Raw genomic sequence first — 14,088 nt, 5'->3', positions numbered from 1 at the left:
CGGAAATACCGAGGGCAAATCACGCGCCCTCCCCTATGATCAGATCCGCTTTGCGCTTATGAGCGGGCCATGGGTCTGCCACCTGTCTCCCCCACCGGACTGGTCGCCGCCGGGATTTCCGCGCTGGTGATGGTCGCCATTGTCGCGGTCCGCTACCTGCTCGCTAGCGGTGGCTTTGCCCTGGCGACGCGCTCGGCCCGCCCCGGCCTCTATCGCGGGCTCACCCCGCAGATCCGTACCGAGATCATCTGGTCGCTGGCTTCCGCCGCCATTTACGGCATTCCCGCAGGTATCGTCGCATGGGGCTGGCAGCAGCATGGCTGGACCCGCATCTATGACGACATCGGCGCCTATCCGCTGTGGTATCTGCCGGTTTCGCTCCTGCTCTATCTCTTCGCACATGACAGCTGGTTTTACTGGACCCACCGCTGGATGCACCGCCCGCGCGTGTTCAGGCTGGCGCATGCCGTCCACCACGCCAGCCGCCCGCCCACCGCATGGGCCGCGATGGCCTTCCATCCGGTAGAGGCGCTGACCGGCGCCATCGTGATCCCGGCGCTGGTGTTTTTCGTGCCGATCCACGTCGGCATGCTGGCGCTAGTGCTTACGATCATGACGGTGATGGGCGTGACCAATCACATGGGCTGGGAAATCTTTCCGCGCGCGCTGGTGCGTTCGCGGATCGGGGGCTGGTTGATCACCGCCAGCCATCACCAGCTTCACCATGAACGATATCGCTGTAATTACGGACTATATTTTCGCTTCTGGGATCGGCTTTGCGGTACGGACAATGGTCTCGCGGCCGAGGGTTGGGACGCGCTGGGGGGGCGCAGCTAAATGAAGCACGTGATTCGAATGGCCGCCGTATTGAGCCTTGCTGCGCTGGCAGCGCCCGCACCTGCCGACGATGCCACGTCCACCGCGACCGCAGGCCCTGTAGCCGCAAGCACAGCGAGGCTGGTCGACATCTCGGTCAGCGTCACGGATCTGAGGTCGCGCAAAGGCCAGATCCTCGCCTGCCTCGCCCCCACCCGCACGTCCTTTCCCGATTGCGAGAAAGGCAATGGCCGCGCGCTGGTCATCCCTGCCGATCATGCGGGGCATTTCGAATTCAGGGGCGTGCCCGCCGGCCAATACGCGATCGCACTGCTTCATGACGAAAACGGCAATGGCAAGATCGACAAGGCGCTGATGATCCCGCGCGAGGGTTTCGGCTTTTCGCGCAACGCGCGCTTGCGCATGGGGCCGCCGGCCTTCAAGGATGCCGCCTTTACCGCGGACCAGCCGGATACCAGCCAGTCGATCCGCATGCGCTACATGCTGTAAGAGAGTCGATGCCCAACCCCAATCCCATCGTCCGTTCCGCCCTGTCCATGCCGGGGTCAAATGCCCGCGCGCTGGAAAAGGCGCGCTCGCTTCCGGCAGATTGCATCATCATCGACCTTGAAGACGCCGTGGCGGCAGAGGCGAAGACCGATGCCCGCGCGCTGGTCGTCGAATCGCTGGCGGCAGGCGGGCTGGAGCCGCGCTATCGCGTCGTCCGCATCAATCCGCTCGATGGTGAGTGGGGTGCAGAAGACCTCAGGGCGCTGGCGCATAGCGATCTCGACGCGATCCTCGTGCCAAAGGTTTCCTCGGCAGAAGAAGTCGTCGGCATCGCATCGCAAATGGCGCAGGCCGGATTCCATGGCAATGTCGCGCTGTGGGTGATGATCGAGACGGCAGCATCCGTGCTCGCATTGGAACGCATTGCCGCGACGTCGGAAAGCACGCCGCTTGCCGGGCTGGTGCTGGGCGCAAACGATCTGGCCAAGGAAACCGGCATGCTGAAGACGCCGGGCCGGGAGGCCTTCTCCGCCGTGCTGTCGCAATGCGTGATGGCAGCGCGCGCGCATGGTCTGGTCGCCATCGATTCGGTGCTGAACGCGATCGGCGACGATGACCGGCTGGAGGCCGAATGCCGCCAGGGCCGCCTGCACGGCTTTGACGGCAAGATGCTGATCCATCCCGGCCAGATCGCCATCACCAATCGCGTCTATGCCCCCAGCGATGACGCCATTGCCGAGGCACGCGCCATTGTCGCGGCCTTTGAAGCACCTGAAAACGCAGGCAAAGCCGTGGTAAAGGTGGGCGGCCAGATGGCCGAGGAACTGCACCGCGACGAGGCGCTCGCCCTTCTCGCCCGGGCCGAAGCGATCGCGGCCCGCGAATAGGCGCGAACCTACTCTTCAGGCGGGCGATTTAACCCATTGTTTACCTGTTTCGGCGAAGGTCGAACGGCCCAGAAGGGATCGCATCGTGCGGGCCCGGATTCGGCTGATGAAGGATGGGGTCTGCCTGTGGATACGCTGCGCTTCTTTTCCGATACGGCCGGCACCGATGCCCAGTGGCATGACGATCCGCTGGACCTGACCGGCTTTGAACAATTCGCAGAGGAAGACGCTTGCACCGCGCCCCCGCCCGCCATCGGGCAGGACGAGCGCCGCATGCAGGTGCGCGCCTATAATTTCTGGGCGGGCCTTTTGGGCGATGCCGACTTCCCCGAGATTGCGCGCCTCGATCCCGGCGGGCATCCCGATTTCGGCCCGCATTCGGTGCTGCTCGACCTGTCCGAAGGGCTGGACGATCCGCGCATCGTGCATCTGGGCGATCTGCTTTCAAAGGCTTGCGGCTCGACCCTGTCGGCAGGGCCGGTGCCGCTGTCGCAGCTTTCGGGCAATTGCCTGCTGTCGCGCATCACCGACCATTATTGCGAGCTGATCGCCAATCGCGCCCCCATCGGGTTCGAGGCGGAATTCGCCGCAGGTCCGGGCCGGCTCTCGATCTATCGCGGCATATTGCTGCCCTTTTCCTCCAACGGCCAGACCATCGACCACGTCTATGGCGTGCTGAACTGGAAAGAGCTGGTCGACGAGGAAACCGCACAGCAGCTTGCCCGCGACATGGAGCAGGCTGAGCATGCCAATGACGGCGACGATACCACTCCTTGGGGCGGCAAGATCAGCGAGCCGACCGCGACACGCATGCGCGCCATGTCGCCCGTCGGTTTCGACGACCTCGACGAGGACGGCCCCGAATTCACCCTGCTGATGGCGCGCCGCCTCAGTTCCGGCAATGTCGTGCTGCTGGGCGAGGTTCCGCCCGACAATGCGCTGGTCGAACGGCTTGCCCGCCGGATGAAGCTGCCCCAGATCGATTGATCCGGCTTCGGGTATCGGCGCCCTTGCCGGACCCGTTGCGCTGCTCCATCGTTGGCCGGTCATGATCCCCTTCGGACCACCGCCCGCCATATTCCCCTTTTTCGGCTATCGCAGCGCCACGCGCCTGCGCATCGGCGCCCGCGCCCTGCGCGCGCGCCAGCCGCGCTGGGACCATGCTTCCGATTTCGCGAAGATCCGCGCGCTCCTTTCGCACTTCGCCTCGCGCGAGGTGCCCGGCCTTGCCGTCACGCTGGAAATCCGCGCACCCGATGGCAGCACCTCCATCCATGAGACGGTGACCGACAAGGAAGGCTATGCCCTCTTCGAGATCGCGCTGGACGACTGGCCCCGTCCTGCCGTCACCGCATGGGAAACGGTACGTTTTGGCTGGCGCAACGAAAACGGCGACCAATGCGCCGAGGGTTTCGTGCTCGCGCCCGGCAGCGATGCCGATCTGGCGGTCATATCCGACATCGACGACACCATCATCGAAACCGGCGTTACCGGCGGCATCAAATCGGTGCTGCGGAACTGGCGGCGCCTGCTGGCGCAGATGCCATCCGAACGCACGCAGGTGCCGGGCACCGATCTGCTTTACGGCGTGCTCGCAGGGGGCAGGCCCGTGCCCGCCAATGATCCCGATCCCGGCATGCGCCTGCCTGCAACGCATCATCCGTTCTTTTATGTGTCCTCCTCGCCGTGGAACCTGTTCTTCTATCTCACCGCCTTCCTCGAAAGCCGGGGCCTGCCGGTCGGACCATTGGAACTGCGCGACTGGGGCCTCAATCGCGAAACCTTCGGATCGGGCAGCCATGGCGCGCACAAGACGGGGGCGATCAAGCGCCTGCTCGACACTTTCGCCGATACGCGCTTCGCCATGATCGGCGATGACACGCAGGGCGATCTGGTCGCCTTTTCCCATGTCGCGCACGAACGGCCGGGGCGCATTGCCGCGATCTTCATCCGCAAGGCAGGCGATCCCCATTCGGCCGAAGAACTGGAGGCCATCAGCAGGATCGAGGCGGCAGATGTGCCGCTGTGGATGGGTGACAGCTTCATGGTCGGCGATGCGTTTCTGGCGCAGATCGGCCTGTCGCAGGACCATGAGGCCGAACGCATCGTCGAGACCGCACAGAAAAAGGGCCGCGACGACACCGAAGCCCCCTGATGCGAATGCGCTTTCTTCCGGGACATCCAAGCCACCCGGCTTGAGCCTGTAGCCCCGGCACCTTAAGCCGGTGTTCACACGATGAAAGGCAGGCAAGGCAACTTGGACGCCATGGACCAGATGCCCGACACCGATTTACAGGCGCAGCACGCGCTCGCGCTCAGACGCGCCTGTCGGCGCGTGCTTTCGTTCGCGCTGGCGGCGATCGCGCTGGTCCTGTTCAGCGCCCGTCCCGCCATGGCGCAATCCATGCTGCGCGATGCCGAGACCGAGGCATTGCTGCAGGACATGGCCGAACCACTGGTCGCAGCCGCCGGGCTCGATCCGGGGAATGTCGATATCATCCTTTTGCAGGATCCATCCGTGAACGCCTTCGTGGCGGGCGGACAGGCGGTTTATATCCATTCGGGCCTGATATCCGAAGCGGACAACGCGCTGGAAGTGCAGGGCGTCATCGCGCACGAGCTGGGCCATGTCACCGGCGGCCATGTCATCGGCATATCGGGCGGCGCGAAAGCGGCCAGCAATATCTCGATCCTCTCGCTCCTGCTCGGTGTGGCGGCGGCAGCCGCTGGCGGCGGCGAAGCCGCGATGGGCGTGATCGCGGCGGGCCAGCAGGCCGCGCTGGGCAAGTTCCTCGCCTTTACCCGCGGGCAGGAATCGGCGGCAGATCTTGCCGGGGCGGACTATTTGTCAAAGGCCGGGCTGTCCGGACGCGGCAGCCTCGAATTCTTCAAAAAACTGCAGGCGCTCGAACATCGCGCGGGCTATTACGCGAAGAGCGAGGACACGTTCTACCGCACCCACCCTCTATCGCGCGACCGTATCCAGACGCTCGAATATCTCTATCAGCAGGACCCTTCATGGGATGCCCCGTCGGACCCGGATGTCGAGCGGCGCTTTCAGCGGATCAAGGCGAAACTCGCTGGCTATCTTTCCAAACCGGAAGACACGCTGCGCACCTATCCCGCCAGCAACCAGACCGTGCCGGCCCATTACGCCCGCGCCTATGCCTATCACAAGGAAGCGAAATTCGCCGACGCGCTGAAAGAGGTGGACGCGTTGATCGCGGATGCGCCCGAGGACCCCTATTTCCTCGAACTGCGCGGGCAGGTGCTGCTGGAAGCGGGCCGCCCGGCGGAATCGCTCGCTTCGCTGAGGAAGGCGGTGGAGATCACGCGTTTCCAGCCGCTGATCGCGACCATGCTGGGCCATGCGCTGATCGCGACCGAGGATAAGGGCAATTACGACGAGGCCGAGCGCGTGCTGCGCGCCGCCGTGTCGCGCGACCGCCTCAATCCGCAGGCTTGGTACCTGCTTGGCCGGATCTATAATTCGCGCGGCGATACCGCCCGCGCGCGTCTGGCCAGCGCGGAAACCCAGATCATGACCGGCGACCCCGGCGCTGCGCTGTCGAGCGCGGAAATGGCGGCCGCCTCGCTTCCCGAATCCACGCCCGACTGGCTGCGCGCGCATGACATCGCAATGGAAGCGCGAACCCGGATTGAACAGCGATCAAAGCGAAGGTAATCGAGGCCCATGACCATCCGCATCTCTCCGCTTCGCCTGATATTGATCGCCATTGTGCTGGCGCTGGTCGTGTTGGGTGCGTTCTGGGCGCTGCGCGCGCAGGATAGCGCGGCCGCGGCCAGCGACGATGCCGCCATGAAGGCCAGCATCGCGGCGGGCGGTTTCTCGGCAGAGGAAGAGGCCGCGATCGGCGCGATGGTGCGGCGCTATATCCTTGAGAACCCCGAAATCCTGCCCGAAGCCGTGGCCGAACTGCAGCGCCGTCAGGCGGAAAAGCAGCTGTCGGATGCAGGCGACGGGTTGATGAAGCCCTTCCCCGGCGCGATCCTCGGTAATCCGAAGGGCAGCAAGGTGCTGGTCGAATTCAGCGATTACGCCTGCGGCTATTGCCGCCAGTCGGTGGAGGACGTGAAGGCCTTGGTCGCTGCCGACCCCGAGCTGATGGTCGTGATCCGCGAATTCCCGATCCTCTCTCAAGGTTCGGTCGAGGCCGCGAAAATGGCGCTGGCCGCTGCCGATCAGGGCAAGTTCGCCGCGTTCCACGAAGCCATGTACGCACAGGGCCGCCCCACCGATGCCGCGATCGAAGCCGCGGCCAGGCAGGCGGGCCTCGACATGACGAAGGCCAGGGCATTCGCGTCGAGCGAAGCGGTCATGGCCGAGATCCAGCAGAACCATCAGTTCGGCCAGCAGCTCCAGATCGACGGCACCCCGGCTTGGGTCACGAATGAGCAGCTGATGCAGGGCGCGGTCGGCATGTCGGCGCTGCGCACCGCGCTCTATCCCGAAAAGCGTTGATCCGCGCGTGGGCAGCATGGGCGGCGCTGGGCTGCGCCGCCCTGTGCGCCCCGGCGCAAGCGCAGGACACAGGCGATAACGCTTACGCCCGCATGCAGGCGCTGGACGCGCATATCCAGACCATCGGCTGGCGCCTCGTCAGCAGTAACGCGCCCTTTTGCAAGCGCACCCATCCCGCCATCGGCCTGCTTCTATCCGACAGCAAGAGCTGGAAAGACCCCGAAGCCATGCAAGCGGCATTGGGGCTTTCCAATGAGATCAGCGTCGGCGCGGTCGCGGCAGGCTCTCCGGCATGGGCGGCGGGGCTGCAATCGCGTGATCCGGTGCTGGCGCTGGCAGGCATGGACCGCTTTCCCGAAAGCAAGGCGGGCGATTATCGCCGCCTGACCGCGCTGCATGATCGGATCGACAAGGCGCTGCAGGACAAGGGCACATTGTCCATCACCGTCGATCGGGCAAGCGGCGCGAAAACCCTCTCCATTCCCGCCGAGACCGTCTGCGCCAGCCGGTTCGAGATCACGTCGAACGGCCGCTCGGCCAAGGCGGACGGGCAGCGGGTGCTGGTATCGGAAAGCCTGGTCGATGAGCTGACCGATGAGGAAACTCTGGCCGCCGCCATCGCGCATGAGCTGGCGCACAACCTCTTGCGCCATCCGCAAAAGCGCACCGAGGAAGGCAAGGGCTGGGGCAAGATCCGCCATAATGAGCGGGAGGCCGACCGCCTTTCGGTCTGGCTGCTGGCCAATGCGGGATACGACACCGATGCCGCCGTGCGCTTTCAGCATGACTGGATTCGCCCGCGCGATCAGGGGATATTCGCCCCCACCCATGATGCGTGGGACGAACGCATCGAAATCATCGAGCAGGAGCGCGCCCTGATCGCCGATCTGGCCGCACAAGGGACCCCGCCGGGCAGCTTTGACTGGTCGGGCCGCTTTCCCATGCGCCGCGAGGACGCAAAGCCCTGAAACGCCCTTCGGGTACGCCGAAACGAGCCGGAGTTTCCATGGGGCGAGATTTCCTCACCGCTTTGGTAACTGTTTAAGATGCCGCGTTTCGTCTATTGACGGGCGATTATGGCTGTCCTGCCCGTTCGTCCAGCACCGTTTTTCGCGGACAAGAACCGCGCCTTCTGGCGCCTGCAGTCGCTGGGCTGGGGCGGCGCGATGCTGCTGCGCGCGATGTCGAGCCTTGCCAATGCGCAGCCGCTTTCCTTCCTGCTGATCGTGCTGGTGGCAACGCTGACCGGCTTTTCGATCAGCCTTATCCTCTCGGTCATCTTTCGCGCGCTGATCGGGCGGCGCGCGATCGTGACATGGGGCGCGACCGCGCTGGTGCTGGCAGGCGCGGTGTCGCTTTATGCGTTCATCGATTCATGGGTGATCTCGCTCTATCGCCCGGCCTCCGATCCGGGGTTCGCCTCGCTGTTCATCGGCGTATTCTACCTCGACCTGACCCTATTGGGCGCATGGTCGGCGCTGTACTACGCGATCAATTTCTTCCTGACGGTGGAGGAGCAGAACGACCGGCTGACCGCGCTGGAAAATCAGGCGACGAGCGCGCAGCTTGCCATGCTGCGCTATCAGCTCAATCCGCATTTCCTGTTCAACACGTTGAATTCCATCAGCACTCTGGTGCTTTTGAAGCAGACCGAGCCTGCGAACGCGATGCTGTCGCGACTTTCGAGCTTTTTGCGCTATACTCTGGTCAATCCGCCAACGGGCCGCGTCACGGTTGCGCAGGAGATCGATACGCTCAAGCTCTATCTCGACATTGAACGCATGCGCTTTGAAGAGCGGCTTCGCACGAGCTTTGCGATCGATGATGACGCGCGCGAGGCGCTGATGCCTTCGCTGCTGCTGCAGCCGCTGGTCGAAAACGCGATCAAATATGCCGTCAGCCCGCAGGAATCGGGGGCCGAGATCTCGGTTTCAGCAGAGCGGCTCGGCGCGAATCTGCGGATCACGGTGGCCGATACCGGGCCGGGCCTGCCGCATGGGATGAAATCCGAAGACGTGGTCGGCGTGCCGCATCAGGGCACCACGGTCGACACCCGTCATTCCACTGGCGTCGGGCTTGCCAATATCCGCGAACGTCTGGCGCAGGCCTATGGCGAGGATCACCGATTCGAGATTCGCTCGCGCCCGCAGGACGGCTTTGCCGTGATTATCGAGCTGCCCTTCGAAACGGTCGAGGAAAACGCTTCGTCGCCCGCAAGAACCAGCCCGCCTGCCCCTGCGAACGCTTCGGCGCGTTCAGTCATCTCGCAGCCAGAAACCATGTCCTAGCCCGCTCGTTCATTCCCTGAATCCCTCTTTTAGGAACCGCCGCATGAGCATTCGCACCATCATCGTCGACGACGAGAAGCTGGCCATCCAGGGCCTCCAGCTCCGGCTCGAGCAGATCCCCGACATCGAAATCATCGCCACCTGCGCCAACGGGCGCGAAGCGATCCGCGCCATCAAGACCGAGAAACCCGATCTCGTCTTCCTCGACATCCAGATGCCCGGCTTCGACGGGTTTTCGGTCGTGAAGGGCGTAATGGGCATCGACCCGCCGCTCTTCATCTTCGTCACCGCCTATTCCGAACATGCGCTCAAGGCGTTCGAGGCCAATGCCGTCGATTATCTGATGAAGCCGGTTGAGGAAGACCGCCTTGCCGACGCGGTCAGCCGCGCGCGCACGCGCCTTGCCGACAAGAAGACAGCCGAGGAAGTCGAGAAGCTCAAGAACGTGCTGGCCGAAGTCGCGCCCGACGCGATGGACGCGATGCCCGAAGGCGAGGAAACCGCCACCGGCCGCTTCGAAAAGATGCTCAACGTCAAGGATCGCGGCCAGATCTTCCGCGTCGATGTCGACACGATCGAGCATATCGAGGCCGCGGGCGACTATATGTGCATCTACACCGGCGACAATTCGCTGATCCTTCGCGAGACGATGAAGGACCTCGAACGCCGCCTCGATCCGCGCCATTTTCAGCGCGTCCACCGCTCGACCATCGTCAATCTCGACCAGGTGCGGCAGGTGAAGCCGCACACCAATGGCGAATGCTTCCTCGTACTGGGCTCCGGCGCGGAAGTGAAGGTTTCGCGCAGCTATCGCGACGTGGTGGCGCGCTTCGTTCACTAGTTGGTTTGGCCCCTCAAACGCCGGGCGCGGCCCATCCGGGCCGCTTGGCTTCGCGCCAATAAGGCGCGGCGGCCGGTCGGCCTTGCGGGTGTCGCTGTCGCGCCCCGGTAGATCTTGCTTCGATCCCTCAAACGCCGGGCGCGGCCCATCCGGGCCGCTTGGCGGCGCGTGCCGGATGCGCGCTGGCCCATGGCGACCCGGCTGATCGCGGGGGCTAATCGCGGCTCTCTATCTTGAAGTCGGCGCTGAAACACCGCATCTGGCGCGCATGACCGAATTCACCCTTACCGGCTTCGACCTCGACGCCTTCATCCGCTCCACCCTTGCAGAGGATCTGGGCGAAGGCCTTGAAGGCGGCGGGCGTGACGTCACCAGCGAAAGCGTCATTCCGGCGGATGCCCGGTTCACCGGCGTGATGGACAGCCGCGATGCGATCACGGTCGCAGGCCTGCCCATCGCCGCCGCCTTCTTCACCGCGCTCGACCCCGACTGCGAGATCGAGATGCTGGTCAAGGACGGCGAGAGCGTGGAAGCGGGCACCGATCTGATGCGCATTTCAGGCAATGCCCGAGCGCTTCTCACTGCCGAGCGCAGCGCCTTGAATACGGTGCAGCACCTGTCGGGCATCGCGACAATGACGGCGCAATATGTCGCCGCGATCGGCGGCAAATGCGCCCTGCTGGATACGCGCAAGACCATTCCGGGCCTGCGTTTCCTCGAAAAATACGCGACCCGCATGGGCGGCGCGCAAAATCACCGCATGGGTCTGTGGGACGCGGCGATGATCAAGGACAATCATGTCGCCGTTGCAGGCGGGGTCGGCCCCGCCGTGGCCCGCGCCCGCGATGCGGGCGTTGCCAATATCATCTGCGAGGTCGACAATCTCGACCAGATCGAACCTGCATTGGAAGCGGGCGCGACGCATCTCCTGCTCGACAACATGATCCCGCCGGTGCTGCGCGAAGCGGTCGCCATCATCAAAGAACGCGTGCCGACCGAGGCTTCGGGCGGCGTGACGCTGGAGACGATTGGCGCAATTGCGGAGACGGGCGTCGACTACATCTCGGTCGGACGTCTCACCCAAAGCGCTCCGGCTGCGGATATCGGCCTCGATCTCGCCCCGGCGTAGTGGAATTAACCATCTATCCGCGTCTGGCAGCGAAGAATTCCCTCAACAGGCTTGCCGCCTCATCCTCGCCGATTCCGGCATAGGTTTCGGGTCGGTGCAGGCTTTCCAAACGGTCGAACAGGCGGGGCCCATGCTCCACCGCGCCACCTTTCGGATCTGACGCCCCGTAATAGACCCGCCCGATCCGCGCATGCTGGATCGCGCCTGCGCACATGGGGCAAGGCTCCAGCGTGACATAGAGGTCGCAGCCTGCCAGCCGTTCATCGCCCAGCTTTGCCGCCGCCGCGCGAATCGCCAGCATTTCGGCATGGGCAGTTGGGTCGTGCATGGCGCGCGGGGCGTTATGGGCGACGGCGATCACCTCCCCGTCCTTCACCACCACTGCGCCCACTGGCACTTCGCCCGCATCGGCGCCTTGCCGCGCGGCGGCCAGCGCCTGCGCCATGGGTTCGGGAAGCGGCCATCTCGTCATCAGGCGGGGGCTTGCCCGAATCGGCCGATCAGGGCAATGGCAGGGCTGAAAGCGCGGTTTCGCTTCGGTGACCGGTGCGATCGCTTGACGATTCGCACCTTGGCCGCTATGCGCGCCGCTTTCCCCGGCAATGCCTGTTTTGGGCGGTCGGATTCATCGGATTCTTTGAAAGCGAGTTGTAAGCCATGTCGCGCATCTGCGAACTGACCGGCAAGGGTCGCCAGATCGGCCACAATGTGAGCCACGCCAACAACAAGACCAAGCGCGTCTTCCTGCCCAACCTGCAGAACGTCACGCTGATGAGCGAGAAGCTGGAAAAGAGCTTCAAGTTCCGCGTTTCGACGCAGGGCCTGCGCTCGGTCGAGCACAATGGCGGTCTCGACAACTGGCTGCTGAAGACCAACGACAGCAAGCTGTCGGCCCGCGCTCTCAAGGTGAAGCGCGAGATCGTCAAGGCTGCCTGAGGCGCTGAAAAGGTGACGTCCCCGCCGCCGGCTTAAAGTCGCGCGGGGTCCACCTCCAGCTCCAGCAGCTTGGTCGACTGCAGGATACGCTGCTGGTTGTCGTCCGACACCAGCCAGACCCTCAGCCTTTCGGCCCCGTCTTCATTCGTGAACGGGGCCGTGGCTATCCCCTCGTAATTATCTGACAGGGCGCCGCCGATGATCTCGGCGACCGGCTCTGCGCGCCATAGCCCGGCGGCACGGATGTCGCGCGGATCGGCAATCGCGATCAGATTGCGGAATCGCATCGGAAACCGCAGCACCCGCCCCAGCACCAGCACCCGCCCGTCGGGCAGGTTGGCAAGGCCCACCGGCTTGTAATCGCCCGGCATTTGCAGATGCGCCATGACCGGCTCTGCGCCCGACAGCGGATCGCGCGGGAACAAGAGCGCAGGAAATGTGCGGTCGACGCCCTTGTCCCGCACCTCTCCCAGCACCAGGAACCGGCCATCGGGAAGGCGAGTCATGGCTTCGGATCCGACATTTTCGGGCCAGTGCGCCATGGCCGCGGGTTCGGTATCGCCACTGCGGCTGCCATCCGCCGCATATCGCACGATGCGGTTGTCGGTTTCCATCGCGCTCCAGCTGGTGGCGGTGGCGGGATCGACCGTCACGGTTTCGGTATCGCCGATCTCTGTCAGCCTGGCCGGATCGGTGGCCGAAAGCCCGACCTTATGCGGCTTGCCGCTCCCCGGCAGGGCAATCACGATCCGCGAACCGCGATCACCCAGTGCGAGCAGGCGGCCGTCGGGCAAGATATCCAGCCCCGAAAGCCCGGCCACCACGGCGGGATCGCCTTCAAGCCGCCATGCGCGGGAAAGCGTGAACGGCTGCAGCGCCTCGATCTCCGCAGCGTCGGCGGTGATGGGGCGGAACGCGATGGCCTGCGATCCGGTGGGCTTCAGCAGCGCGGACCGGTGCCAGACGATGAAGAGCACAAAAGCGGCGAATGCCGTCACCAGCATCGCGCGCAGAAACCAGCGACGCCCTACGCCCATGCGCGAAACGCTCAGCTAGTTCTGCGGGCCGGTGAAGAGCAGCGGATCGAGCCGCGCGTCACCCCACATCATGCTCCAGTGCAGATGCGGTCCGGTGGCGCGACCGCTGCTGCCCACCTTGCCCAGCAGCTGACCCTGCGTGACCCGATCGCCCAGCTTCACATCCAGCTCCTGCGCATGCAGGAACGCGCTGTTGAGGCCGTGGCCATGGTCGATGATGAGCAGCTTGCCCTCCAGGGAGAATTCGTCATTCGCGGCCAGCACGACCGTGCCGTCGGCAGGCGAGACGAAAGGCACGCCCGCGCCGGGCGCAACGTCGAGGCCGGTGTGATAGGACCCCGGCTCTCCGCGATAGATGCGCTGCGATCCGAACAAACCCGAAATGCGGCCCTTTACCGGCCAGATGAAATGCTGCCGCCAGCCATCCGCCCCGGTGCGCATGTCGCGCGCGGCGTGGATCTGCTCCAGCTCGGGCATGCGGATCTTCATGAAGGCTTCGCTGGGCCCGCTCTTGCGGCGCGCGACATTGATGCGTTCGATCCGCCAGTCGCGCGGCTTGATCGTCAATGTCTGCGTCACGACCGATCCATCGCTGCGTTTCGCGGTCAGCGTGGTCGCCCCGCCTGCATCGCGGTCGAAGGCAGCAAGGAACTGGCGATCGTCGCCCAGCGGCACCGGCGCATCGCCCAGCATCAGCGATATCGTGCCGACAGGCGCAGTGCCGCGGATCCAGCCGCCCTGTTCCAGCTCGCCAGCAAACTGGATGACGCCGGGCGGCAATGTGGCAGGCTGAGGGGCCGGGGCTGGGGCTGGTGCCGGGGCGGGCGCCGGTTTCGGCGCGGGCGCAGCGGCGGCAGCCTGCTGCCCCTCTACGGCGGCGACATCATAGGAATGGGGAACGACGGTGCATGCCGCCAGCGAGGCGGCAAGCGTAAGCAGCAGGGCGTGCTTCATCCCTGCGGGTGCAGGCGCTGCGTCGCGATTTCCGCGCTGGCAAAGGCTTCCTGCCTTTCGACACACCAGTAACGCAGCATGTCGAGCGGGATGGGAACGCCGGTGACGGAACAGACGACATGATCGCCGGGAGTCATCTGGCGAAAGCCATTGGGGCCATAAAGGAGCCGGGCAGGGCCGGTGGAGGAATTCATAAGCATGGGTCCA

Annotated in this window: 16 protein-coding genes; 12 read left to right on the top strand and 4 right to left on the bottom strand. The window is 64.7% G+C overall.

Annotated features, from left to right (window positions below):
• Window positions 1-69 precede the first annotated feature (69 nt).
• From A9D13_RS11350 to nadC, 11 genes are all read left to right on the top strand, one after another.
• A complete protein-coding gene (locus tag A9D13_RS11350) occupies window positions 70-837 on the top strand; it encodes a sterol desaturase family protein (protein WP_342341740.1) in 768 nt (255 codons plus the stop codon).
• Complete coding sequence (locus A9D13_RS11345; RefSeq protein WP_308420362.1) at window positions 838-1,326, top strand: DUF2141 domain-containing protein; 489 nt, start codon at window positions 838-840, stop codon at window positions 1,324-1,326.
• An 8-nt stretch (window positions 1,327-1,334) separates the two neighbouring features.
• Window positions 1,335-2,213: an HpcH/HpaI aldolase/citrate lyase family protein gene (locus A9D13_RS11340; protein WP_066773571.1), complete on the top strand. Its 879-nt coding sequence runs from the start codon at window positions 1,335-1,337 to the stop codon at window positions 2,211-2,213.
• Between the two features lie 126 nt (window positions 2,214-2,339).
• Window positions 2,340-3,200: a PAS domain-containing protein gene (locus tag A9D13_RS11335; protein WP_156522012.1), complete on the top strand. Its 861-nt coding sequence runs from the start codon at window positions 2,340-2,342 to the stop codon at window positions 3,198-3,200.
• Between the two features lie 61 nt (window positions 3,201-3,261).
• Entirely contained in the window at window positions 3,262-4,368 is a 1,107-nt protein-coding gene (locus A9D13_RS11330) for a phosphatase domain-containing protein (RefSeq protein WP_066773567.1), read from the top strand.
• 237 nt (window positions 4,369-4,605) lie between these two features.
• Window positions 4,606-5,898: a M48 family metalloprotease gene (locus A9D13_RS11325; protein ID WP_229665278.1), complete on the top strand. Its 1,293-nt coding sequence runs from the start codon at window positions 4,606-4,608 to the stop codon at window positions 5,896-5,898.
• Window positions 5,899-5,907: 9 nt separating this feature from the next.
• A complete protein-coding gene (locus tag A9D13_RS11320) occupies window positions 5,908-6,696 on the top strand; it encodes a DsbA family protein (RefSeq protein WP_066773565.1) in 789 nt (262 codons plus the stop codon).
• Entirely contained in the window at window positions 6,693-7,664 is a 972-nt protein-coding gene (locus A9D13_RS11315; protein ID WP_066773563.1) for a M48 family metalloprotease, read from the top strand. The genes A9D13_RS11320 and A9D13_RS11315 overlap by 4 nt, the downstream gene beginning before the upstream one ends.
• Before the next feature lie 108 nt (window positions 7,665-7,772).
• On the top strand, window positions 7,773-8,984 hold the full coding sequence (locus tag A9D13_RS11310) for a sensor histidine kinase (protein WP_066773560.1): 1,212 nt from the start codon (window positions 7,773-7,775) through the stop codon (window positions 8,982-8,984).
• Window positions 8,985-9,027: 43 nt separating this feature from the next.
• Window positions 9,028-9,825, top strand: a complete 798-nt coding sequence (locus A9D13_RS11305) for a LytR/AlgR family response regulator transcription factor (protein ID WP_066773557.1) — start codon at window positions 9,028-9,030, stop codon at window positions 9,823-9,825.
• A gap of 268 nt (window positions 9,826-10,093) precedes the next feature.
• Window positions 10,094-10,954 (top strand): carboxylating nicotinate-nucleotide diphosphorylase, encoded by an 861-nt coding sequence (gene nadC / locus A9D13_RS11300; RefSeq protein WP_066773554.1) that lies wholly within the window; start codon window positions 10,094-10,096, stop codon window positions 10,952-10,954.
• A gap of 13 nt (window positions 10,955-10,967) precedes the next feature.
• Here nadC and A9D13_RS11295 read toward each other — a convergent pair whose 3' ends face one another.
• Complete coding sequence (locus A9D13_RS11295; RefSeq protein WP_066773552.1) at window positions 10,968-11,426, bottom strand: nucleoside deaminase; 459 nt, start codon at window positions 11,424-11,426, stop codon at window positions 10,968-10,970.
• Between the two features lie 185 nt (window positions 11,427-11,611).
• Between A9D13_RS11295 and rpmB the strand changes: the two genes are divergently transcribed.
• Window positions 11,612-11,890, top strand: coding sequence for a 50S ribosomal protein L28 (gene rpmB, locus A9D13_RS11290; protein ID WP_066773550.1), 279 nt, complete (start codon window positions 11,612-11,614; stop codon window positions 11,888-11,890).
• A 32-nt stretch (window positions 11,891-11,922) separates the two neighbouring features.
• Here the strand turns inward: rpmB and A9D13_RS11285 are convergent, their stop codons facing one another.
• Genes A9D13_RS11285 through A9D13_RS11275 form a run of 3 tightly spaced genes read right to left on the bottom strand, consistent with a single transcriptional unit; the run spans window position 11,923 to window position 14,081 of the window.
• On the bottom strand, window positions 11,923-12,927 hold the full coding sequence (locus A9D13_RS11285) for an esterase-like activity of phytase family protein (protein WP_066773548.1): 1,005 nt from the start codon (window positions 12,925-12,927) through the stop codon (window positions 11,923-11,925).
• A gap of 15 nt (window positions 12,928-12,942) precedes the next feature.
• On the bottom strand, window positions 12,943-13,881 hold the full coding sequence (locus A9D13_RS11280) for a M23 family metallopeptidase (RefSeq protein ID WP_082922296.1): 939 nt from the start codon (window positions 13,879-13,881) through the stop codon (window positions 12,943-12,945).
• On the bottom strand, window positions 13,878-14,081 hold the full coding sequence (locus A9D13_RS11275) for a DUF2093 domain-containing protein (RefSeq protein WP_066773541.1): 204 nt from the start codon (window positions 14,079-14,081) through the stop codon (window positions 13,878-13,880). Before A9D13_RS11275 ends, A9D13_RS11280 begins: the two co-directional genes overlap by 4 nt.
• Between the last annotated feature and the right edge of the window lie 7 nt (window positions 14,082-14,088).

Origin of the sequence: Croceicoccus mobilis (assembly GCF_001661965.1) — a bacterium.
Lineage (GTDB): Bacteria > Pseudomonadota > Alphaproteobacteria > Sphingomonadales > Sphingomonadaceae > Croceicoccus > Croceicoccus mobilis.
Note: the sequence above shows the minus strand (reverse complement) of the source record. Positions and strands in the feature narration are given on the sequence as shown.

Excerpts from the sequence above, each read along its gene's own strand:
- A9D13_RS11350 (WP_342341740.1), top strand. The coding sequence starts at position 70 with ATGGGTCTGCCACCTGTCTCCCCCACCGGACTGGTCGCCGCCGGGATT.
- A9D13_RS11345 (WP_308420362.1), top strand. The coding sequence starts at position 838 with ATGAAGCACGTGATTCGAATGGCCGCCGTATTGAGCCTTGCTGCGCTG.
- A9D13_RS11340 (WP_066773571.1), top strand. The coding sequence starts at position 1,335 with ATGCCCAACCCCAATCCCATCGTCCGTTCCGCCCTGTCCATGCCGGGG.
- A9D13_RS11330 (WP_066773567.1), top strand. The coding sequence starts at position 3,262 with ATGATCCCCTTCGGACCACCGCCCGCCATATTCCCCTTTTTCGGCTAT.
- A9D13_RS11325 (WP_229665278.1), top strand. The coding sequence starts at position 4,606 with ATGGCGCAATCCATGCTGCGCGATGCCGAGACCGAGGCATTGCTGCAG.
- A9D13_RS11320 (WP_066773565.1), top strand. The coding sequence starts at position 5,908 with ATGACCATCCGCATCTCTCCGCTTCGCCTGATATTGATCGCCATTGTG.
- A9D13_RS11310 (WP_066773560.1), top strand. The coding sequence starts at position 7,773 with ATGGCTGTCCTGCCCGTTCGTCCAGCACCGTTTTTCGCGGACAAGAAC.
- A9D13_RS11305 (WP_066773557.1), top strand. The coding sequence starts at position 9,028 with ATGAGCATTCGCACCATCATCGTCGACGACGAGAAGCTGGCCATCCAG.
- nadC (WP_066773554.1), top strand. The coding sequence starts at position 10,094 with ATGACCGAATTCACCCTTACCGGCTTCGACCTCGACGCCTTCATCCGC.
- A9D13_RS11295 (WP_066773552.1), bottom strand. The coding sequence starts at position 11,426 with ATGACGAGATGGCCGCTTCCCGAACCCATGGCGCAGGCGCTGGCCGCC.
- rpmB (WP_066773550.1), top strand. The coding sequence starts at position 11,612 with ATGTCGCGCATCTGCGAACTGACCGGCAAGGGTCGCCAGATCGGCCAC.
- A9D13_RS11285 (WP_066773548.1), bottom strand. The coding sequence starts at position 12,927 with ATGGGCGTAGGGCGTCGCTGGTTTCTGCGCGCGATGCTGGTGACGGCA.
- A9D13_RS11280 (WP_082922296.1), bottom strand. The coding sequence starts at position 13,881 with ATGAAGCACGCCCTGCTGCTTACGCTTGCCGCCTCGCTGGCGGCATGC.
- A9D13_RS11275 (WP_066773541.1), bottom strand. The coding sequence starts at position 14,081 with ATGCTTATGAATTCCTCCACCGGCCCTGCCCGGCTCCTTTATGGCCCC.